At 42.3% G+C, this 20,951-nt stretch carries 22 protein-coding genes and 1 riboswitch; of the genes, 11 read left to right on the plus strand and 11 right to left on the minus strand.

Annotated elements, in window-relative coordinates; translation table 11 throughout:
* Positions 1-53: 53 nt before the first annotated feature.
* Together ACFQ38_RS05855 and ACFQ38_RS05860 are read right to left on the minus strand one after the other, a co-directional pair.
* Positions 54-317 (minus strand): metal-sensitive transcriptional regulator, encoded by a 264-nt coding sequence (locus ACFQ38_RS05855; protein ID WP_336825418.1) that lies wholly within the window; start codon positions 315-317, stop codon positions 54-56.
* Between the two features lie 67 nt (positions 318-384).
* On the minus strand, positions 385-1,386 hold the full coding sequence (locus ACFQ38_RS05860) for a YeiH family protein (RefSeq protein WP_381480035.1): 1,002 nt from the start codon (positions 1,384-1,386) through the stop codon (positions 385-387).
* Between the two features lie 108 nt (positions 1,387-1,494).
* Here ACFQ38_RS05860 and ACFQ38_RS05865 point away from each other — a divergent pair, with 108 nt between their 5' ends.
* Entirely contained in the window at positions 1,495-2,385 is an 891-nt protein-coding gene (locus ACFQ38_RS05865) for a LysR family transcriptional regulator (protein ID WP_381480036.1), read from the plus strand.
* An 84-nt stretch (positions 2,386-2,469) separates the two neighbouring features.
* Here the strand turns inward: ACFQ38_RS05865 and ACFQ38_RS05870 are convergent, their stop codons facing one another.
* Positions 2,470-3,120 carry an MOSC domain-containing protein gene (locus tag ACFQ38_RS05870; RefSeq protein ID WP_381480077.1) on the minus strand — a complete coding sequence of 217 codons (651 nt, stop codon included), beginning with the start codon at positions 3,118-3,120 and terminating at the stop codon, positions 2,470-2,472.
* Positions 3,121-3,674: 554 nt separating this feature from the next.
* Here ACFQ38_RS05870 and ACFQ38_RS05875 point away from each other — a divergent pair.
* The 4 genes from ACFQ38_RS05875 to ACFQ38_RS05890 all read left to right on the plus strand — a co-directional run bounded on the left by ACFQ38_RS05875 (position 3,675) and on the right by ACFQ38_RS05890 (position 7,811).
* Entirely contained in the window at positions 3,675-4,337 is a 663-nt protein-coding gene (locus ACFQ38_RS05875; protein ID WP_336825412.1) for a lysoplasmalogenase, read from the plus strand.
* 35 nt (positions 4,338-4,372) lie between these two features.
* Entirely contained in the window at positions 4,373-5,599 is a 1,227-nt protein-coding gene (gene pepT / locus ACFQ38_RS05880; RefSeq protein WP_381480037.1) for a peptidase T, read from the plus strand.
* A gap of 125 nt (positions 5,600-5,724) precedes the next feature.
* Complete coding sequence (locus ACFQ38_RS05885; RefSeq protein ID WP_381480038.1) at positions 5,725-6,702, plus strand: DMT family transporter; 978 nt, start codon at positions 5,725-5,727, stop codon at positions 6,700-6,702.
* A gap of 359 nt (positions 6,703-7,061) precedes the next feature.
* Positions 7,062-7,811 (plus strand): arylamine N-acetyltransferase family protein, encoded by a 750-nt coding sequence (locus ACFQ38_RS05890; protein ID WP_381480039.1) that lies wholly within the window; start codon positions 7,062-7,064, stop codon positions 7,809-7,811.
* Between the two features lie 53 nt (positions 7,812-7,864).
* Here ACFQ38_RS05890 and ACFQ38_RS05895 read toward each other — a convergent pair whose 3' ends face one another.
* The 5 genes from ACFQ38_RS05895 to ACFQ38_RS05915 form a co-directional block, all read right to left on the minus strand.
* A complete protein-coding gene (locus tag ACFQ38_RS05895; RefSeq protein WP_381480078.1) occupies positions 7,865-8,944 on the minus strand; it encodes an ABC transporter substrate-binding protein in 1,080 nt (359 codons plus the stop codon).
* Positions 8,945-8,985: 41 nt separating this feature from the next.
* Positions 8,986-9,774, minus strand: a complete 789-nt coding sequence (locus ACFQ38_RS05900) for an ABC transporter ATP-binding protein (protein WP_336825403.1) — start codon at positions 9,772-9,774, stop codon at positions 8,986-8,988.
* 4 nt (positions 9,775-9,778) lie between these two features.
* Entirely contained in the window at positions 9,779-10,591 is an 813-nt protein-coding gene (locus ACFQ38_RS05905; protein WP_381480041.1) for an ABC transporter permease, read from the minus strand.
* A 368-nt stretch (positions 10,592-10,959) separates the two neighbouring features.
* Complete coding sequence (locus ACFQ38_RS05910) at positions 10,960-11,310, minus strand: rhodanese-like domain-containing protein (protein ID WP_336825399.1); 351 nt, start codon at positions 11,308-11,310, stop codon at positions 10,960-10,962.
* 95 nt (positions 11,311-11,405) lie between these two features.
* Positions 11,406-12,674 (minus strand): acetyl-CoA hydrolase/transferase family protein, encoded by a 1,269-nt coding sequence (locus ACFQ38_RS05915; protein WP_381480042.1) that lies wholly within the window; start codon positions 12,672-12,674, stop codon positions 11,406-11,408.
* Positions 12,675-12,768: 94 nt separating this feature from the next.
* Between ACFQ38_RS05915 and ACFQ38_RS05920 the strand changes: the two genes are divergently transcribed.
* Positions 12,769-13,476, plus strand: a complete 708-nt coding sequence (locus tag ACFQ38_RS05920; protein WP_381480043.1) for a hypothetical protein — start codon at positions 12,769-12,771, stop codon at positions 13,474-13,476.
* Between the two features lies 1 nt (position 13,477).
* On the opposite strand, the gene ACFQ38_RS05925 is transcribed toward ACFQ38_RS05920, so the two are convergent.
* Positions 13,478-13,759 (minus strand): hypothetical protein, encoded by a 282-nt coding sequence (locus ACFQ38_RS05925; protein WP_336824630.1) that lies wholly within the window; start codon positions 13,757-13,759, stop codon positions 13,478-13,480.
* Between the two features lie 67 nt (positions 13,760-13,826).
* Between ACFQ38_RS05925 and ACFQ38_RS05930 the strand changes: the two genes are divergently transcribed.
* Positions 13,827-14,150, plus strand: a complete 324-nt coding sequence (locus ACFQ38_RS05930; protein WP_381480044.1) for a CHY zinc finger protein — start codon at positions 13,827-13,829, stop codon at positions 14,148-14,150.
* Between the two features lie 13 nt (positions 14,151-14,163).
* Positions 14,164-14,607, plus strand: a complete 444-nt coding sequence (locus tag ACFQ38_RS05935; RefSeq protein ID WP_381480045.1) for an NUDIX hydrolase — start codon at positions 14,164-14,166, stop codon at positions 14,605-14,607.
* Positions 14,608-14,610: 3 nt separating this feature from the next.
* Here ACFQ38_RS05935 and ACFQ38_RS05940 read toward each other — a convergent pair whose 3' ends face one another.
* Together ACFQ38_RS05940 and ACFQ38_RS05945 are read right to left on the minus strand one after the other, a co-directional pair.
* The gene (locus tag ACFQ38_RS05940; protein ID WP_381480046.1) at positions 14,611-15,207 is read right to left on the minus strand and encodes a class I SAM-dependent methyltransferase; all 597 of its coding nucleotides are present in this window, start codon (positions 15,205-15,207) and stop codon (positions 14,611-14,613) included.
* 67 nt (positions 15,208-15,274) lie between these two features.
* Complete coding sequence (locus tag ACFQ38_RS05945; protein ID WP_336824627.1) at positions 15,275-16,957, minus strand: DUF2207 domain-containing protein; 1,683 nt, start codon at positions 16,955-16,957, stop codon at positions 15,275-15,277.
* 240 nt (positions 16,958-17,197) lie between these two features.
* A riboswitch (cobalamin riboswitch) is annotated at positions 17,198-17,399 on the plus strand.
* A 147-nt stretch (positions 17,400-17,546) separates the two neighbouring features.
* On the opposite strand from ACFQ38_RS05945, the gene ACFQ38_RS05950 reads away from it, so the two are divergent.
* The 3 genes from ACFQ38_RS05950 to ACFQ38_RS05960 are packed head-to-tail and all read left to right on the plus strand — an operon-like array spanning position 17,547 to position 20,945.
* Positions 17,547-18,545: an ABC transporter substrate-binding protein gene (locus ACFQ38_RS05950; RefSeq protein ID WP_336824637.1), complete on the plus strand. Its 999-nt coding sequence runs from the start codon at positions 17,547-17,549 to the stop codon at positions 18,543-18,545.
* Positions 18,508-19,578, plus strand: a complete 1,071-nt coding sequence (locus tag ACFQ38_RS05955; protein WP_336824626.1) for a FecCD family ABC transporter permease — start codon at positions 18,508-18,510, stop codon at positions 19,576-19,578. The genes ACFQ38_RS05950 and ACFQ38_RS05955 overlap by 38 nt, the downstream gene beginning before the upstream one ends.
* On the plus strand, positions 19,575-20,945 hold the full coding sequence (locus ACFQ38_RS05960; RefSeq protein WP_336824625.1) for an ABC transporter ATP-binding protein: 1,371 nt from the start codon (positions 19,575-19,577) through the stop codon (positions 20,943-20,945). Before ACFQ38_RS05955 ends, ACFQ38_RS05960 begins: the two co-directional genes overlap by 4 nt.
* Positions 20,946-20,951 lie beyond the last annotated feature (6 nt).

A 20,951-nucleotide genomic window follows, 5' to 3' on the forward strand; every position in this document is an offset into this window, starting at 1 on the left:
CCACCTGTTCTATTTTAGGGACTTATTGGACAGCCCCTTCGTATTAAGTATGGTTACCGGCTTTTCACTAATAGCTCTACAGCCTCTTTTACCAGATCCTCTTTGGAAGTCGGATTGTTTTCATCCATATTTTGCATGCAGGAAATTAAATTTTCACTGACGATTACGCCGATCGTTCGGTCCATAGCGGAACGGGAGGCAGATAGCTGTGTAACGACTTCTTTGCAGTCCTTGCCTTCCTCGATCATTTTCAAAATCCCTTTAATTTGCCCTTCTATCCTTTTCAACCGATTCACGATTTTGGCATCGTATTGCATTTGAACCTCCCCTTTCACTTCTTCATCAATCATATGCCCCAAGAGGTATATGAGTCAAACGAACTGTTTAGATGATGAAATATGCCAATACAGACAGCATGACAGATGTGATGGTCATGGCAATTAACGGTTTCATTGCACGTTCGCGAAGGTCCTTTAAGCTTACATTTAAGCCAAGCCCAACCATCGCAGCTGTCAATAGCCATGTCGTTAACGTACTGACGCCATCCATGAATCCTTCTGTAACCGGAATGGAGTGACCTAAGACGTAACTGCCTAAAAGGCTTAGTGCAATAAAACCGACCAAAAACCAAGGAAACTCAATTTTGCTTTGTTCTCCCTCTGATCCTTTGCTTTTACGTTTCATGAAATAAATAAAAATAAAACATAACGGCACTAATAAGAAGACTCTTCCCAGTTTCGCCAAAAGCGCGATCGCTAACGCATCTTCTCCTGCAGGTGCTGCCGCAATTGCAACATGCGCCAATTCATGTAGGCTAATGCCTGACCATATTCCGTATTCTGTCGGTAATAGCGGAACGATCGGCCGAAGAATCGTATAGCCGATTGCAAACACCGTCCCCATTAGCGCAATAATGCCAACGCCAATTGCAGTGTCTTCATCTTTCGCTTTGACTATAGGCGCTACCGCTGCAATCGCTGCTGCTCCGCATACGCCAGTCCCTACGCCAAGCAGCAATGAAATCATTCTATCTGCTTTCAGCCATTTTGCAATGAGAACAGTAACCGTGATAGCAAATGCAATGACGATCGCATCCCGCGCTAACAATCCAAGACCATCTTTAAATACGATATCAATATTCAGCTTCAATCCATATAATATAATCGCCAACCGAAGTAGTTTTTTCGATGAAAACGTAATCCCTTTACGAAGCAATTCGGGATAGCCAAAAAACTGCCGGTAAGCGACAGCAATAATAATTGCGCTCGCCAACTGTCCGATATGATTGAAGCCAGGCAGTTTTGCCAATAAAAACCCTAATAATGCAATGAAAAATGTAAACCCTATTCCAGCTATCCATAATACGCTTGATTTTCTGTCATTCAACGGTGAACACCTCCTGCCATTAGAATAGTATCGTAATTGCTATAAGTAAAATAAATTATAATAATAGTAATGATAAGTAATCCCTTATGAATCAAGGAGGTCTTCAATTTGGATCAGCAATTGCAAATATTTATTACAGTTGCAGAAAAAGAAAGCTTTTCTCAGGCTGCAAAAGAACATCATATGACACAGCCGGCCGTTAGTCAGTATATTCGACAATTTGAGGACCAGTTCGGGACCAGGCTATTGGAACGATCAAATAAATATGTACGCTTAACAAAAGCCGGGGAAATTGTCTTTCATCATGGAAAAGAAATATTGGCTCTCTATGGGAAAATGCAAAATCTATGTGATGACCTACTGAACCAAGCATCCGGCACTCTGTCAATTGGTGCGAGTTACACTTTTGGAGAATACGTCCTTCCCCGTATTTTATCCAATTTGAAAAGAACATACCCTACTATTCTGCCCGCCGTTACTATTGGCAATACAAATACAATCGCTGACTTAGTCGCAAGCCATCAATTGGACATCGGGATTGTAGAAGGTCAATTTGAACAAGTAAAACTGATAAAGGAGGAGTTAGCAGAAGACGAAATGGTTGTCGTTGCTCCTCCTAACCACCCGTTCGCTAAAAGAGCAATTCCTTTGAAAGCAAACGAGTTAGAACAGGAAATGTGGATCAAACGGGAAATCGGTTCTGGAACACGTGAAGCGATGGAGCAATTTTTTGAACGCTTTAACATTTCACCGAAGCAGACGATGAGCTTTAGCAGCACTCAGCCTATTAAGGAGTCCGTAGAGGCAGGGCTTGGCATTAGTTTGTTGTCGACTTGGGCGATACAGAAAGAAGTACGGAATGAGGATTTATGTATATTATCAGTTGAAGGACTGCCCTTCCTCCGTAAGTTTTCCATTATTACAAGTACTCCTTTTCAAACAAAAGCTCTGGAGGTTTTCATTGATTTGCTACGAACGCGTGCTTTTCTTCGCCATTGATGGAGTAGCTGCAAGTAGCGCACGCATAGGAATAGTTTATCGATAGAGGGAGCCTGCTTCCTGTCCAAGCAGGCTCAATCCAAACTAACGGGAAATTGTAAGTTTATGTAACCGACTTTTTAGAGCTTCTTTCCACTCATTTGCTAATTCATCAACAGACAGTAGTCTTTCTATCCCTTCAATATCTTTTGGACGATGAAAATAAACTTCATTTCCAAAAAGAATGGACACTTCTTTCGGGTGCGCTTCCAATAAAGTAATGCGTGAATTATTTCGAACAATGCCTTCCTCTAAAACCCGGCATAAATAGCCCGTGAATCCCGTTTTCACCAGCATTTTTAAAAGGGCTGGCTCATTCGTTCTTTTTGTAATTGTGCTGCAAGGGATTCTGCCTTGGGTTACTTGGATAACCGCTTCCCCGACACGAAATATATCCCCAATACAAACGTCTTTTTCCAGCATATTCGTCACTGTCAAGTTTTCACCGAAAGTTGAAGGGGATAATGAATGTCCCAATTCCTTTTCCCAAAGCAAATAATGTTCGTAAGGATATACACATACCGCACGATCTAAACCGCCGTGATGCTTTAAATCCCCTACACCATCTCCTTGGAAACCTTCCCTTTTCAAATGGGCCTCTTCCGTAGATTGTTTGCGAATTCCTGTGAGGATTTCTTTACCATCTCCGTATACCATCTTTGTAGGCATTCCAGTTGATAATGTTTTAATTTCCATCGTTTCGCTACTTATCACTTCATATATACCTTCTTTCTTCAATTTAAAAGCCCTTCTATCCTAGGCATCATGTGAGAGACTATTTTTTTCTTTCTATTATTAATTATACAACAGACATTGTTTCATAGTGTTTCATTATTTTTAGGTTTTATTAAAGAACTCTGTCGATATAACACAGCTATCCGGTTTTAAAGAAGTTTTTATGGATGGGGATGGAACCACTATGAAGGAGTGACTTGGTTTATAGGGGAATTCCAATAATCACTAGTAGGGCTGATTTCGACTGTCCTCTTTTTTCACGAGACCGATTTAACACTTTATTGATTGAACGTATCACTATGAGAAAATGCTATTTTCCTATACAAAACGGCAAATTTTCACGTCATTATAACCAATTAAGCGTAGTGGGCTACTGCCTTTTTAATTCTTCACTTCAGCGAAAAAAATGGCATTTCCGAGTTTATTTTCGTTTCCCCGCAACTTTGTTTTTTCCACGCAGGAAGGAATTTTGTACGTCCTTCTCGAATATTTTGGGAGGAAAGGAGTTGGGCGAAATGGCAAGAATCTTGTTGATGGCTGCGATAGCCGTAATGGGTATCATTTACATATTTTTCATCCCCGCGGATCCTGTCGTTTTCAAGATTGTTATGAAATTGATACCAATGGCGTTAATTATAGCGCTTGCTGCGACGACCTTGCCGCTTGTCTCGAAAAAGTATAAGCGCATCATTATAGCTGGGCTGTTCATTTGCATGATTGCAGACGGGGTTATTTATTGGTTTATGGCTGGGTTGGTAACGTTTTTCATCGGCCATCTTTTTTATATTTATGCGTTCAAACAAGCAATCCGTAAGAAAATCCCCATTTGGGTTGCGGCATTGTTGCTGTTGTACGGGGCAGCTATGGCAATTGTCATTGCAGGGTCGCAGTTTAAAATCGGGCATGTTTTATTGGGAGTCGCCATAATCGCTTATATCATTGTCATTTTGACGATGGGCTGGATGGCTATTCGAACAGGATTCCCTTTAGCCATTGCAGGGGCAGTGCTATTCATTTTTTCCGATTCAGTTCTTGCTATTGACCGTTTTGTTATAGATATACCTTATAGAGACGCATTCGTGATGGTCACTTATTACGCGGCGCAATTCCTCATCGCTTTAAGTATTGGAAGCCGAGTCGTTACGTATTCCGTGAAGCGAAGTAATCTGATAAGATGAAATCATCCAAAGTGATGAAATTAGGAGGAATCCAAATGAAAGAGAAATTAATTGATCGGTTAATTCGTTATGCAAAAATCGATACACAATCCGATGCGAGCAGCACATCCACCCCATCTACAGAAGGACAATGGGATTTACTGCACGTATTGCAAAAAGAACTATCAGACATCGGAATGGAAGAAATTACGTTAGATGAAAACGGTTATCTTTTCGCTTCATTGCCTGCTAATACCGATAAAGAGTTGCCGGTAATCGGCTTCTTGGCGCATGTCGACACAGCAACCGACTACACGGGCAAAAATGTCAATCCACAACGCATCGACAATTATGACGGCAAAGACATTCATTTAAACGAAAATACAGTGATGGCTGTCGAGACGTTCCCAGAATTAAAAAATTACGTCGGCCATACATTGATTACAACAGACGGCACAACGCTTTTAGGGGCTGACAATAAAGCCGGAATCGCTGAAATTATGACGGCTATGGAATATTTGATTGCCCATCCTGAAATTAAACACGGCAAACTCCGTGTCGCTTTCACGCCTGACGAAGAAATCGGTCGTGGGCCGCATAAATTCGACGTAGAAGCATTCGGTGCAAAATATGCGTATACGATGGATGGCGGCCCAATCGGCGAGCTTCAATACGAGAGCTTTAACGCTGCAGGTGCAAAAGTAACTTTCACTGGGACGAATGTGCACCCAGGATCTGCAAAAGATAAAATGGTTAATTCCATTTTAATTGCGAATGAATTTCAAGCGGTCATGCCTGTAGATGAAATCCCACAGAAAACTGATGACTATGAAGGCTTTATTCACTTAATGGAAGTGAATGGTTCAATCGAAAAGACTGAGTTAGACTACATTATCCGTTACTTCGACCGCGAGCAATTTGAAGACCGCAAGCAGCTTATGGTCAACACAGCGGAGAAATTAAAAGAGAAATACGGAGAGCATGCTGTTTCTCTAAAAATTGAAGACCAATATTTCAACATGCGTGAAAAAATTGAGCCCGTTATGGAAATTGTCGATATTATTTCGGATGCATTCAAAATATTAAACATCGAGCCGAATATCGTCCCAGTTCGTGGTGGTACAGACGGATCGCAATTATCCTATATGGGCATGCCGACACCAAACATTTTCACTGGCGGTGAGAACTACCACGGAAAATATGAATACATCTCTGCAGATAATATGGTGAAGGCGACCGAAGTTATTATTGAAGCAGTCAAACTTTACGAAGAACGCGCATGAGGAAAAAGTAAGCAGCTCCTATCAATTGAACTGAATACAGTGCAGTTCTATGTAGCCGTTGAGAATGAACATGAATGGGGATACAAACTGTATATTGGAGAACAGAAGGAATGGGGGATGCTGCTATGAAAGCAATTTGGCTCGGAATTCTATCATCTTTGTTTTTTGCAGTCACTTTTGTGTTGAACCGTTCAATGGAGATGGATGGTGGCAGCTTCCTTTGGAGTGCATCTTTGCGCTACTTCTTCATGGTCCCCTTCTTGGTTGCCATCGTTGCAAAGCGTAAAGGTCTTCGGGAGATGACAGAGGCGATGGCCGCGTCTCCAGGTCCATTTTTTCTTTGGAGCTTCGTTGCATTCGTTCTTTTCTATGCGCCGCTGACTTTTTCCGCAGCATATAGTCCGGGTTGGTTGCTTGCTGGAACTTGGCAATTGACGATTGTTGCGGGGGTTTTATTGGCCCCGCTATTTTTCGTTCGGACGCAGATGACTACTGGACAGCAATTCGTGCGGCAACGAATTCCAATCGCCTCCCTGTTCATTACGCTGATCATTTTCGCAGGGGTTGTCCTCATTCAAATCCCGAATGCGAGCAGCGTCGATAGAAGAACGCTTTTGCTTGGCATTTTACCTATTATAGTCGCAGCATTCGCCTATCCGTTAGGAAATCGTAAAATGATGGATTTGTTGCAAGGTAAGTTAGATACATTCCAGCGGGTACTCTCCATGACATTAATGACAATTCCTGTCTGGATCGGCTTTGCCGTCTATGCTCTGTTAACGGTAGGACCTCCTTCCATCGGGCAAGTCGCCCAATCATTGATTGTCGCCATTAGTTCGGGCGTTATTGCAACGACTCTATTCTTTATGGCGACCGATCTTGTGAAAAATGATCAAGGAAAGCTATCAGCTGTGGAAGCAACACAATCGACCGAGCTCATCTTTGCGATGTTTGGCGAAATGCTAATTTTACATATTGCCTTGCCAGGCCCGCTTTCCCTAATCGGAATTGGTGTTATTATTATTGGAATGGGGCTACACAGTTACCAGACGGCGATCGCAGGAAAAAAGAAATTCAAATTGGCAAACGAACAACAGACGTAAAGGAAACCAAGATTGGATAACTCAATATATACTACTACGTTACAAATAAATGATGAATCCCTATTATGCACTGGAAGCTTCCTATAATCAATTTGGGAAGCATTTCAAAAGGAAGCTGAAAAACGTTTTGAGGAAATTTAGGCGCAAGGAACACTTCTTATAATTATTTGGGACCATGAAACCGGGAGCTATCTATGAAGGACATGGTATGGTTACCTATTCTAATCGACCAAGACTGAAAATCTTTCTTGGATTTTTCAAAAAGCAGACTCATGGTGCTTCAATCCGCCTGACAAGCATCTACTATCGGAAGATCACTTTTTCAGAACAGAAGTATTACGTAAAAGGAGTATCTATATATGAATGTAAATGAATATTTACGGCGGATTGGCATAGACAAAGTTGAAGAGGCAAACGAAAAAACACTTGCTCATCTCCAATTGCAGCATATGCTTCATATTCCTTTTGAGAATTTGGATGTAATGCGTAATGTGCCGATTCCTTTAGATGTGACAACGTATTATGAAAAAGTTGTGTCGAATCATCGCGGAGGGTTTTGTTATGAGCTAAACGGGCTATTCAATTGGCTGCTTCATAACGTAGGCTTCACCAACCACCTGGTTGCAGGCACTGTTCGACGCCCCGATGGCGGTTGGGCAAAAGAAGGAAGCCATGCTGCCCAGATTGTCGAACTCGATCAGCCTTATTTAGTCGATGTCGGTTTTGGCGACTCTGCTCGGGTTCCAATTCCATTGACAGGCGAACTTCGAGAAGATGTGAGTGGTGTTTATCGTGCAGTTCAAGTGAAAGATCATATTTTCGACTTGCAAAGAGCTGATGGTGATGCAAACTATAATACATTGCTACGCTTCGACATCACGCCTAGGGAATTGCCGGATTTCGCGGAGGTTTGCCGCTTTAATCAAACCTCTCCCGAATCGCATTTTACTCAAAAAGAGCTCGTTACAATTGCCACCCCGGATGGTCGGGTGACATTATCCGATAATCAGTTAATAACTACACGTAACGGGGAGAAACAAAAGACAACTGTCAGCGAAGATGAAAAGCCAACTATTCTACAGCAATATTTCGGTATCCAACTGATGTAACGAAAAGGATGCCAGATTCACAACAATAAGTTGTGTGTGGCATCCTAAGTTATTTATTCATATTCCCCAATAATTTCTACTGCTTCTTCTGCAAGGGATGTATCCACAGCCTTTTCAAAATCGATCTCTCCAACAATTGCCCCGTTCGCTTTATAGGTTTCAAATTGCTTTTTAATATCATCGACAAACATCTTTCCATTTGGATCAAGACCAGTGACATACACTTTATCCCATAATGCAGGGTCTTTTAAAGCAGTATGCTGCACCATAATAGCTACGATTTCATCTCGATTGATATCTTTGAAGAACGCATCGTTGTAATCATGCAGACCTTTAAGATACGCGGCCATGAAACGGATGGACAGCTCTTCATCCTCCATAAATTTCGGTGAAGCTAGCACCATCGCAATTTGTGATTCCGGCATATAATCGGTCGTGTCGCCGAAGCGGACGTGGATTCCTTGGTCAACGCCTTGCGCAATGAGCGGTTCGATGTTCAGTGCCGCATCAATCGTACCGGAGTTAATGGCACCTAACATCGCTCCAAAATCTGCGATGTGCACGTACTCAACATCATCCTCTGTTAATCCCGCATGCTTCAGCATTTCTTCAAAAATATAGCCGTCAATGGAATTTCTAGAAGATACTGCAATCTTCTTTCCGTGAAAATCCGGATAATCTTTAATCGTATCTACCATATGATTACCGATGACAAATGTGAAATACGATTTGCCAGGTACATTATGTCCTTTATCCGCAATGATTCGTACGTCGATTCCTTGCGCAATTGCATTAAAAAACGAAGCTGTCGAGACGCCTCCCGCAATATCAACTTCCCCTGCGGCAAGGGCCGGCAACATGTCGTCACTATTCGCAAAATCCGCAAATTCTACTTCTATATTGTATGCATCAAAATATCCTTTTTCCTTGGCAATGTAAAAACCTGCCCCCGAAGCAGCCCCATCTTCTGCAATCAGTATTTTTGCCCGTTTTTCTAAAGGCGGCAAATCTCCTGAAGAAGGTGTGTCTACAACCGTATCGAAAGGCTGATCGACCGGCTTCTCCTTTTCCGGCTCTGTTTCCTTTTTACTGCATGCAGCTGCCAATAACAAGACAGACAACAGCATGAGCATCCACCCATACAACAACCCTTTTCTCACCGATTCTCCCCTTTTCAAGCCTGATCCCTCCTTGACCGTTGTACCTCATCTTGCAAATGCGTCCATATGTCAACAAACTGTGCCGCCATGACTGGGTTCTTGCGGATATCTTCAATCGTTCGCGGACGTGGCATGTCAATCCGGACCTGCTTGATAATCTTCCCGGGCTGTGCGCTCATAAGTAAGATGCGATCGCTTAATAGCAACGCTTCATCAATGCTATGAGTAATGAACAGTACCGTCTTTTTCGTTTCAGACCAAATCGATAATAGCTCTTCTTGCAAAATAAATTTATTTTGTTCATCCAAAGCAGCAAACGGCTCATCCATCAATAAAATTTCCGGATCATTTGCGAAGGCACGCGCGATGCTAACCCGTTGCTTCATACCACCGGATAATTCTTTCGGATATAGCTTAGCAAAACGGTCAAGCCCCGTTTTCTTTATATAATAGTCCGTCCGTTCTTGGATGATTTCCTTCGGCAAGCCTCTCATCTTTAATCCGAAGGCGACGTTTTCCTCTACTGTTAACCATGGAATGACTCCTCTTTCTTGAAACACCATCGACTGTAAAGGACGGTTTTCATTTTCTGAACGGATCGTGAATTCCCCGACACTCGGCTGTTCCAAACCTGCCAAAATTCGAAGCAACGTCGTTTTCCCGCAACCACTCGGACCAACGAGGCAGACAAATTCTCCGTCTTCGATCGTCAATGAAATATCGTCAAGCGCTGTCACACTATCCTGCTTTTTGTAGAAAGCCTTCGTCAAATGTTGAATGTCAATTTTCGCACCTTTCTTCATCCACTCACCTCCAAGGCAGCAATTTTTTTTGTAATCCACGCAGCAACAAGGAGAAGAGATAGCCGAAAAACGATATGAGAATCAACCCGACAAACATCTCTTTCAGCAAAAATGCCTTGTACGAAGTCCATATCAAATATCCGATGCCTGAAGTCGCTCCCATCATTTCTGCAGCAACAATCGTCAGCAGTGCAATCGCCTGACCCATTTGAATGCCTTCCAACATGACCGGAAGTGCACCGGGCAATGCAATCTTAAAGAAAAATTGCATCTTCCCCGCTCCATAATTATTCGCTACGTCCAAATAGATTCGGTCGATATTCAACACACCCGCAGCCGTATTAATGGCAACTGGGAAAAATACGCTTCCTGCAATCGTCACTACCTTCGACAGATCGCCAATACCGAATAAAATGATGATAATTGGCAACAACGCAAGCGTCGGAATCGGCATAAGCGCCATGACAATCGGCTGAACGAAATGCCGTATCGGTGAATAAAGCCCCATCAGCAAACCGATGATCACACCAGGTATGACACCTGCTAAAAACCCGACAAAAATTCTATAAAGGGACACCCCAATATGATTTGCCATCGCACCGCTCGCAATCATATCGAAAAATGTACCGATAATTGCAGTGGGCGGCGGAAAAAAACGAATATCAAAGATTCCAGTACGCGACAGCACTTCCCAAACCATCAACAGAAAGATCGGAGAAATAATCGTCAGTAACTGCTTATAGCGTTCCTTCTTCTGCTTTTGCTTCCACTCTCTCTGCTCGATCTCAAATGGATCAGTCACATAGTCTTTTTTCAACGGCCACCACCTCTTCATCTAAATAGTATGTATCCGCCTAAAGGTATGGTTGGGCAAACGTATCGATCATCATGTTTTTCCCCCGGATTTTGTTGAAAAATGTGCGGCGTGGTTTCCAGAATAATTTGGGGTGCTATACCACTTTGAAGGTGAAATGTGAGGTAGATGCAATGCACGTGGGTAAAATATCACAATGTAGACGCTACGCAACACAAGGGTAGATGTGCAACACAATGTAAAAGCTCTGTATCACAACATAGACGGGGCGCAACATAACATAGCATAATTACAGTCTTCCTTCCCCAAAATAAAAAACACCCTAATGACTGTATAAAGCCAATTAGGGCATAGCAACAACATCTATACTTTTAACGCCATGCACTCATGCCGCCTCTTACATTGATCACTCGTTCAAATCCGGCTTTCTTTAAAGTCTTGGCGGCTTGTGCGCTTCGCATGCCGCTTTGGCAGATGACGAAGGTTTCTTTGCTTTTATCCAACTTTGATAAGTGGGCATTTAGGGCATTCAGTGGAATATTGCTAAACTCTTTTATATGACCGCCCTTGTATTCTGCAGATGTTCTGACATCTATAAATTGACTATTTTTGTCTGAGAGGCGCTTCTTTAATTCAGCTACAGTTATTGTTTTTACACCTTTTGCTGGCATCATTCGGTAGGCGATAAATGCAATGATGAGTAATATGATAATCCATTTCATAAAAATCCCCCCTTTAATCCTCTGTAAATATACCATGCAGGGTATAAACGAACAATGTTTTTGCCTACAAAAAAAGAGAGCGATCTCCGCTCCCTTTAGATCAAACCAAATTCCTTCGCTTCATGCTTCAGTTCTTCTCTAAATTTTGGATGTGCTATGCCAATTAAAGCTTTTGCCCGCTCAGACACCGATTTTCCGTGAAGCCGAGCAATACCGTACTCCGTTACAACATTGTCGACGTCATTTTTCGAAGTAGTGACGACAGAACCTATGGACAAATTCAACTTAATACGTGAAATCGCATCGCCCTTCACTGTTGAATGCATGCATATATACCCTTTACCATTCTCCGCAAGCCTCACGCCGCGCGCAAAATCCGCTTGTCCACCGGTTGAGGAAAAATATTTGCCCGCAACCGTCTCTGATGCACATTGCCCGTACAAATCAACTTCCGTCGTAGCATTGATGGAAACCATATTCTTTTCTTTTGCAACTTCATAAGGGTCATTGACGACACTTACAGGGAGGAACTCTACAGATGGATTATTATGAATGAAATCATAAAGCCTCTGAGTGCCGAAAGCGAAAGTGGTGACGATCTTGCCTTGATGTGTTCCCTTTCGCATGCCATCTACTGCGCCAGCTTCAACAAGGTCAACAATGCTGTCTGTCAGCATTTCCGTATGCACCCCAAGATGACGCCGATTTTTCAGCTGCCTCATAACTGCATTTGGTATTGCGCCGATGCCGATTTGCAACGTATCTCCATCTTGGATATCTTCCGAGACATATTCAGCAATTTTCAAATCCTTTTCCGTAATGACTGGCGATTTTTCTTCCGTCAACGGCAAGTCATTTTCAATAAATCCAGCAATTTGACTAATATGAATTTGATTTTTTCCGAAAGTTCGCGGCATATATCTATTCACTTCCAATACGAAAGGAACCTTCCCGATAAATTCAGCCGCATAATCAGCCTGTGTACCAAGTGAAAAATAACCATGCTCGTCCATTGGCGATGCAACAGCCATCACAATCGGCTTCTTCACCGTCTTCCTTAGCAATTGATACATTTCCTGAAATCGATTAGGAATTAATTCAACATGACCTTCCCAATAAGCTTTCCTCGTTGCCCCGCTCAGAAAATATGAAATATGAGAGAGATGCCCTTTCATTTTTCCATTTATATAATCACGTTCATGCAGCGTCAACATTTGGTGCACTTTAACGTTATCCAACTTCTCATAATGGGCTTCAAGCAAATCCAATATCCCATGAGGTTCCCCATTTGAAAGTGGAATAATAATATCCGAGCCTTTATCAAGCAAATCGATGAATTGAAGTGGGTGCAAAAGCTTCGTCATTCGTCACACTTCCCTATTTCTTTTTATTCAGTATATTATAGACTGAGCGCTCGCTCAACTTGTTGAAAAGTGTGAACATACGTATAATAAAAATATGACAAAATTAACGAATGATCAAATTCAGCAATTGAATAATTATAGTATCTATTTGAAAAACCCGCAACGTCCCTTATTTTCACTTGAAGAGCTTTTATATGACGAGAAAAATAGGGATTGTCTTCTTCTCGTTCAAGCTGTCAGCTCAAGCCCAAATTTGACAGTTGCGGCATCGTTTTTCATGCGGCGGTTTGGCATGATGATTGCGATGCAGCTAACAAACCTTACGATGTATGATGAAATATGGGATGGACCTGCGGAACGGATGAAATTTGGTGCATTGGAAGAGTACGGCAATCGCACCGTCAGTACGTTTATCGAAACGGGGGATTGGAAGTCTGTCGATGAAGAGGATCGGACTGCTGTTATCCGCGGCATTTTAAGTATGGCGGACAGCGTTATTCGTCAAATCCGTAAAACTGCTGCTGTTTCCCCGATAACATTATGGGAGAATATTTTCGGCTTTTTACTTTGGCAATATCATGTTTTATTTAACAATCCGGGGACGTCAGAGGAAGCTCAATTAGACCTTCAAATTCTGAAGGACGATCGAACTTGGGAAAGCATCGCCCCCCGTTCCCGTTTCGCAGCCTACTTGAAAGGCAAAGAACCATCCGAACTGCTGAACACGACAGTCCGGACGACATGCTGCCTGTCAAAAGACGTACCGGGGTTAATGCAATGCGGATTTTGCCCGCTAAAGTAATTTATTCCGTTGTGCGATACGCCAAATAACTTTGCTTTACAGAATAAATAATGCCGATCGCCGCACCGCCATAAAAGAATCCCATAAAAATTCCTGCCGCTAAATTATGAGGATGACTTACAAAAACAGATAACAACAAAGCTGTAACGGTCGCAACGGTAGACAACCAACTTGAAGGCACTTTAAACACCCATTTCGCCAATAGCACAATTATCAATACAACAGGAACAGCCCAAAATGCGTCCCAAATATTTGTATGGACAACGGGAAATTCAGTAATCATAACATCAGTCCTTTTTCAAATAGGATGTGCGTTTTTGTATAAATTACACGAAAGTATGAGGGAGAAAATGAGAGAATTTCAAGTGATGGGAAGCATTATAGACGAAGAAACTAGATGTAAACATTACAACTCAAAGGTAGATATTATTGCAATAAAGTTTCATTGCTGCAAAATGTATTTTCCATGCTATTCATGCCATGAAGAATCTGGTTGCGGTACTCATAAAGTATGGCCAAAGGATCAGTTTAATGAAAAAGCTGTCTTGTGCGGTATATGCAAGCATGAAATGACGATTGAAGAATATAAAAACTCCCAGTACAAATGCCCTTCATGTCATGCGGAATTCAATCCGGGATGCGGGCTGCATTGGGAGCTTTATTTTGAAAATTAGGAGGTGTCACTACATGCATCCTCGAGCTACCGCTTTAGGAATCATCATTAAAGAAGACGATATCCTTTTAGAGGAGAAAATAGGGAAACACTCACAAGGAAATGGTTATTATTATCGTCCGATCGGTGGGACGATTGAGTTTGGCGAGACGTCCGACGAGACATTAATAAGAGAATTCCGCGAAGAAATAGGTGCCGAAATCCGTATTATTCGATATATAGCATGTCTCGAAAATATATTTACAATAGAGGGCATTATTGGACATGAAATTACTCAAATCTATTTAGTGGAGCTTGTAGATAAAAAACTTTATGAGAATGCAACCTTTGCAGTAAAAGAACAAACTAAAGTAACGACTGCAAAGTGGATATATAAGGAAGATCTATTTTCAGGCCAAAAGAGCATTTATCCTAATGGCATTGTCAATTTGTTAAAAGGCATATTTTATAAGAGTTAAGAATCACTTCATACAGGTGCATATGAACATCGATGCATCCTTCTTCATAAAAATATTTTTCCCATGATGGAATGTTTTAATATCAATTGAAGTAAAGCCAACTTCAGCCAACACTTTCTCCAATTCATCATGCAAAAAGCCGTTATGGACTTTCGGGTGGCTTATTTTATCGTTTTTATCAAAATCAATAATGATTAGCTTGCCCCCATCGTTCAATACTTCGAATAGTTCATGTAAAATTTTCTTCGTCTCCGGTATATGAAGAAGAACTAATGATAGTAAAACGATGTCCGCCTTCAGCCCAGGATTCCCTTTTGTAAAATCGGAAGAAAGCACTTTCGCATTCGTAATTCCTTTATTGGATATTTTAGCATCCGCAACCTCTAGCATTTGCTCTGATGAATCAACCAATAAAACAGAATCAACCAAATCCGCAACTTCAAGCCCAATTAGGCCAGTGCCGCTCCCATAGTCTATTAAAGATTTTGATGCACGATCGCTCAGCTCCGATCTTACTTCCTTGATGATCACTTTAGACAACTCGATTCTTTCTTCTGTATCGTATTTTTTTGCCATTTGTTCAAAAACGTTACTTTCCATTTTGCACTCTCCTACCTAGCGGAATAGACCGGACTTCATATGCCCGGCACCGCTCTTATAGATTAAGTTAAAACGCACCAGATCCTCCACCGCCGCCTCCGACGCCACCACCTCCAGATGAAATCGAAGTGGAACTTCCACTTGAAGAAGGAGAGGCATCGTTATTGGCTGTTGCAAATGTTTGCGTCATGAACATAGGATTATAGGCAGCATAATAATGATCATTTTTACGATCTGAACGCTGTTCGGCTCGTTCAAATTCGTTGTATAGCTTTTCTAACTTACCATCTTTCACACCGATTCCATAAATATATGCTCGGTATTTATCGTCGACAGGCAACCTCTCCCACTCTTCCGCGCTCACTTGCTCAAAGTGTTTTCTAAATCGTTTCCATTCTTCCTTTATTTGTAAACCTTTCAAATTTCGAGGTTTGTAAAAGAATGCAATACACAGCCCAACGAGCGCTAGTCCAATCAAAATGGCCATAGAGAGATATACTTCATAGCGTCCCAACTGCACAATGACCGGAATAAGCGCAATGCTTAATAAACCCGCTGACCAGCGTAACCCAATTTTCTCTTCATATAGTTGAGCATCTTTCACTTCCTGTAAAATTGCAGTTTTCCAAGTATGAAGTGTATTACTATACGATTCATGATTTTCTTCGTTTTTCGTATACGTCTTCAAATCCTCAAGCGTAAATTGTTCACCATCTCCAACTTCGTTAAACAATAAATCGATTAGTGCTGCTTCATGATTATTGACACCAGATGTATGTAGAAGTCCAAAAGACTCGTCTGTTACTTGTTTCACATAGCCTTTTCTAATTAAATCCAATAACGAAGCAGACATCACCTCAGGTCCAAGCCCAGAAGGGTGAGTATAATAAATCGTCGCCGGCATTGATAACGTTTCTTTCGGAATGAAACCGTCCTCCATTAACGAGTGCACCATTTCTCGATTATCTTTCCTCTTCATAACCATGTACACAAGCAGTCCGAATAAAAAGGCAACAAAAGCTATTATTGAGTAGCTACCGACTTTCCCCATACTTTTCTGCGCCGTTAGAAACGCAGTCCGATCTTCTTCAATTTTCTCCTTATCCGCCTTCAACGCATCACGGATTGTTCCCTTTTCTGCATTTATACTTGAAAATAGAGAAGGCTCATAAATGACTCGGATATCGCCGTTCGTACTGTCCGGAACTTTACCGAAGTCAAAAACGACAACTCCATCTGCTTCAAGGACGCCCTTTCCATAAGCAGCGTCATACCCAAGATAATCTACATCCATTGCTTTCGCGGGTGGATGCACAGATATTTTCAGTTTACCGTAATCCGTTTCATTTCTTTTATCAAAAAATGGCCAATAAAATTGCGCTCCATCTTCATACTTCTCTACACCATTTCCAATTTGATAATGCAGCTCAAAGCGTACAGTTTCATTTTTCCCTGATCGATAAACTTTATAAAGCTGCCCCTTTTTTTCAACCTTCAATAATTTACCGTTTTCATAGGCTTCAAAACGATCAATGGAAGATCCTTTTTTCGGGCTAATCTCACGGGAAATCCCATTAAATTTTCCATCAAAATCATACGTATGCTTTTCAACGACATCCACATGTCCATTTTCTTTTAGGTAGACATCAATTTGAACATCGGAAATTTCGAATTCAACAGCATTTGCTGTAACCGGAATTACTAAAAGAACTATGAAAGCCAATATCGAAATAAAATTACTCCATCTCATTGCATTCACCTCTTCTTACTTTTATTTTACGGAATAAGCAAAGTGAAAGTTTCATATTTGAAGAATGCCCATCCTATCGTATATAAGTAAACCTTATTCGGCCGCCTTTCTCCAAATCGGTTTATTACGTTTTCATGATGCGTTTAAAGAAGAAACACATTATTCGCATTAATACTATATCAATATAAAGTTTACAAACCATTCTCACTTCTATATACTTGGCATGAGCTAAAACGTTAAAAAAGAATAGTAGAAATAGGTTTTTCAAACCGTTGCTATAAAACTGTTTGAGACTAAGAGGGAAGTTGGTGAGAATCCAACACGAACCCGTCACTGTAATCGTCGAGGAACGTCCCATTTATCCACTGCGCTAATAGCGTGGGAAGGAGGGACCATCCGTTGAACCGTAAGTCAGGAGACCTGCCTATTTCGATTATCGGCTTCCTCGGGATATAGGAATGCTTGAAATATCGGTTTTGCCGTCCTTTTGGATTTGATGACAGCCGTTCTTATTTTCATGCGCTTTCCCCCGAGGAAAAGCGCTTTTTTGACGTTCACCAACAAAAGGAGGACTATAATTTTGCAAAACATGATGAAACGTTGGGGACTATTCAGCCTAATCTTTGTCTTATCCATGGCCATTTTGGCTGGATGCGGATCAGAATCGGCAAACCCTGCGAAGCAATCGGGCCAAGAAGGTCAATTAACTGAAACGGATAAAACTCAAGAGACAAATAAAGATGAGGCACTTTTCCCTGTCACATTTACCGATGATGCTGGACGTGAAGTGACCATCGAGGAAGAACCTGAAACGCTCATCTCGATCCAGACGAGCAACACAGAAATTTTATACGCCCTTGGTGTAGGGGATCGTCTCATCGGCGTATCCGATTACTGCAACTACCCTCAAGAAGCGCTGGAAGTACAGAAAGTCGGCGGACAAGATATGGATGCCGAGTTAATCATGACACTTTTGCCGGATGTCGTGTTTGCTACAAAATATCATTTTGATAACCATGAAAACATCCTGAAACAATATGAAGATGCGGGCATTAAAGTTGTCGTTACAGGCAGCGCCACTTCATTCGACGATGCCTACAACACGATGAAAATGCTTGCAACTGCTACAGGCACGGAAGACAAAGCAGATGAAATTATTCAAGATATGAAAGATCGCCGTGCTGCAATTGAAGAAAAAGCAAAAGAGATTACAAATCCAAAAAAAGTTTGGGTTGAAGTTTCACCCGAACCGGATATCTTTACGACTGGAACGAATACATTCATGCATGAAATGCTTCAAACCATTCATGCTGTAAACGCCGCGGAAGCACATGAGGGTTGGGTGAAATTGACCGAAGAAGAAATTGTGGCCCTTAATCCGGACGTCATCATTACAACATATGGCTACTATGTAGAGAATCCTGCAGATGGCGTATTGGCCCGTGATGGATGGCAGGAAGTCAATGCTGTAAAAAATGGACAAGTGTTTGACGTTGATAGTGATACGGTTACACGTCCAGGTCCACGCCTAATTGAAGGAGTCGAGCAGCTTGCGAAACTTATTTATCCGGAAGTTTTTGGGGAATAAAATTACCTATCTTTATATCGCAAGTATCGGGGTTGTACTTTGTGCAACCCTTCTTGGCATATTCGTCAGCAGTGTAAAGTTTCCGATATCGACTATTCTTCATGTCGTGACAGATAAAACATTTGGGCTTGGTTGGCTGACAGAGGTTCCGAGAAACGAGGAGCTAATTATTTGGAACATCCGTGTTCCCCGCGTATTATTGGCCTTCCTTGTCGGTGCTTCCCTTTCGCTTGCCGGTGCCGCATTCCAAGGACTTCTCAGAAATCCTTTAGCCGACCCCTACACGATCGGTGTCTCATCAGGTTCTGCCTTAGGTGCCGTAACAGTTCTATTTTTTCAATATACAATTTGGGGGCTCGGCAGCTATACATTGCCAATCGTCGCTATTCTAAGCGGATTTTTCACATTATTTATCGTCTTCGGCCTAGTTAGGTTAAGCAGTCGAAGCTTGGCGATCGAAACGATCATCCTTGCCGGGATTATTGTCGGCGCTTTCGTAGGAGCACTTACTTCGTTAATGATTGCATTAGGAGATCGAGATGCGATGGCGCAAATCATTTATTGGCTATACGGAAGCGTAGCCATGCGTGGTTGGAGCCATGTGCAGCTGATCATCCCCTTCCTTGTGATTGGAGCAATCATCCTACTAGCCCATTATCGGGAACTGAACGCTTTAGCTCTTGGCGAAGAAGCTGCAGATCATATCGGGGTCAATGTGAAGCGGGGTAAAATACTCATTTTGATTGGTGCATCTCTCCTTACCGGATCGGCAGTCGCCGTTTCTGGATCGATCGGTTTCGTCGGATTAGTTGTCCCCCACTTAGTACGGCTCATGACTGGACCGAACCACCGGAATGTCCTCCCGTTGTCCATGCTTCTTGGCGGTGCATTTCTTGTCTTGGCTGATTTGCTTGCACGGACAGTGATCGCTCCGAAAGAGTTGCCGATCGGTGTTATTACCGCTCTAATCGGAGCACCTGTATTTGCATTTCTATTAATCCGAGATCGAATTGGAAGAGGGGAACAGCGATGATCACAGTCGAACATCTAACAGGCGGTTATGGGAAAAAGCCAATTATCCGTGATCTCCAATTCGAAATCCGTAAAGGGGAATTCTTCGCTCTATTAGGACCGAACGGTAGCGGTAAATCGACAATTTTCAAATTGATTACCGGTCAACTGCCGATCACATCCGGCTCCATTTTGATTGACGGGAAACCGATGTCGCAACTAACAAAGTTAGAGAAGGCACGGAAAGTGGCTGTGCTTGCCCAAGAAAGCCAAGTAACATTTGATTTCACTGTCGAAGAAATCGTAAGCCTTGGGCGATATCCCCATCAGACCGGTCTCTTCAAGCGACTATCTCCGGAAGATAAGCAAGTCATCGAGGACGTTATGCACATGACACGCATTGAGCAATTCAGAAGTTTTCAGTTCAGAACATTAAGCGGGGGAGAAAAACAAAGGGTTTTGTTGGCAAAAGCGCTAGCGCAACAACCCGAAGTTCTTTTATTGGATGAACCAACCAACCATTTGGATATTAAGCATACGTTCCAAATACTTACTATGCTGAAGAAATGGCAGCGATCAAAAGATTTAACCATTTTCGCCATCCTGCATGATTTGAATGTCGCTTCTCTCTATGCAGACCGAGTTGCCCTACTCCATAAAGGCAACTTCCTTGAAGTGGGAGATGTGAACATCTTGCGAAAGGAAAATCAGCTGAAGAAGGTGTATGAGGTTGATGTTAAAACACAGGCACATCCAGTTGTTGCCAAGCCTCAGCTGCTCATGACGCCTATGTTCGAGGAAACGGATGCCTCAGTTGCCCTTATTGAAAGTTTCTTTGTAGATCGCAAGGAGGACCATCTGATCGTCCATTTTACAGAGCCTTTGCGGACTATTTCCAATGCTGCAATCGGCAGTGGCATCCAGTGGTTTAAACACTTTTGCCTTATGAATCAACCATCTGCCCATACAAGCCGTGAACAGCTGAAAACCATGTTGGAAAAGTATGGCATTCCACCTGAACAGGCATCTATCGTGATATGCTCCGGAAATCTGAATGACGCTTTCATTATGGAACGGCAATTAAATGGCGTGGACATTTTACTTATTACAGCATTCGATGAAGCGGTCCACCTTCTTCTGTTCATCGATGCACCATTAGATGATCGGACATTGTTCGATTTTTACATGGCAGCGACAGAAGCGAAAGCGGCAGCGTTCCAGCGAGCCGGAATTCCGTTGGAAACGGACAGGCAGGATAGCCTCGTCATCGCTGCAAACCTACAACACAGTCTTCCGGGTGAAGCGATCGAGTCGATTTCCCGCGGACAGATCGGACAACTTATCTTATCCGAAATGACCGAAACGCTGCTACAGAAAGTAGGAAAATAAAGGAGG

This window comes from Sporosarcina contaminans (assembly GCF_042679045.1).
Lineage (GTDB): Bacteria > Bacillota > Bacilli > Bacillales_A > Planococcaceae > Sporosarcina > Sporosarcina contaminans.

Bases quoted from the DNA above. Each gene is read 5' to 3' on its own strand.
- ACFQ38_RS05935 (WP_381480045.1), top strand. From the start codon at position 14,164: ATGCATCCTCGAGCTACCGCTTTAGGAATCATCATTAAAGAAGACGAT.
- pepT (WP_381480037.1), top strand. From the start codon at position 4,373: ATGAAAGAGAAATTAATTGATCGGTTAATTCGTTATGCAAAAATCGAT.
- ACFQ38_RS05895 (WP_381480078.1), bottom strand. From the start codon at position 8,944: ATGCTCATGCTGTTGTCTGTCTTGTTATTGGCAGCTGCATGCAGTAAA.
- ACFQ38_RS05890 (WP_381480039.1), top strand. From the start codon at position 7,062: ATGAATGTAAATGAATATTTACGGCGGATTGGCATAGACAAAGTTGAA.
- ACFQ38_RS05960 (WP_336824625.1), top strand. From the start codon at position 19,575: ATGATCACAGTCGAACATCTAACAGGCGGTTATGGGAAAAAGCCAATT.
- ACFQ38_RS05875 (WP_336825412.1), top strand. From the start codon at position 3,675: ATGGCAAGAATCTTGTTGATGGCTGCGATAGCCGTAATGGGTATCATT.
- ACFQ38_RS05920 (WP_381480043.1), top strand. From the start codon at position 12,769: ATGACAAAATTAACGAATGATCAAATTCAGCAATTGAATAATTATAGT.
- ACFQ38_RS05940 (WP_381480046.1), bottom strand. From the start codon at position 15,207: ATGGAAAGTAACGTTTTTGAACAAATGGCAAAAAAATACGATACAGAA.
- ACFQ38_RS05910 (WP_336825399.1), bottom strand. From the start codon at position 11,310: ATGAAATGGATTATCATATTACTCATCATTGCATTTATCGCCTACCGA.
- ACFQ38_RS05950 (WP_336824637.1), top strand. From the start codon at position 17,547: ATGATGAAACGTTGGGGACTATTCAGCCTAATCTTTGTCTTATCCATG.
- ACFQ38_RS05925 (WP_336824630.1), bottom strand. From the start codon at position 13,759: ATGATTACTGAATTTCCCGTTGTCCATACAAATATTTGGGACGCATTT.
- ACFQ38_RS05870 (WP_381480077.1), bottom strand. From the start codon at position 3,120: ATGGAAATTAAAACATTATCAACTGGAATGCCTACAAAGATGGTATAC.
- ACFQ38_RS05930 (WP_381480044.1), top strand. From the start codon at position 13,827: ATGAGAGAATTTCAAGTGATGGGAAGCATTATAGACGAAGAAACTAGA.
- ACFQ38_RS05900 (WP_336825403.1), bottom strand. From the start codon at position 9,774: ATGAAGAAAGGTGCGAAAATTGACATTCAACATTTGACGAAGGCTTTC.
- ACFQ38_RS05915 (WP_381480042.1), bottom strand. From the start codon at position 12,674: ATGACGAAGCTTTTGCACCCACTTCAATTCATCGATTTGCTTGATAAA.
- ACFQ38_RS05855 (WP_336825418.1), bottom strand. From the start codon at position 317: ATGCAATACGATGCCAAAATCGTGAATCGGTTGAAAAGGATAGAAGGG.
- ACFQ38_RS05945 (WP_336824627.1), bottom strand. From the start codon at position 16,957: ATGAGATGGAGTAATTTTATTTCGATATTGGCTTTCATAGTTCTTTTA.
- ACFQ38_RS05885 (WP_381480038.1), top strand. From the start codon at position 5,725: ATGAAAGCAATTTGGCTCGGAATTCTATCATCTTTGTTTTTTGCAGTC.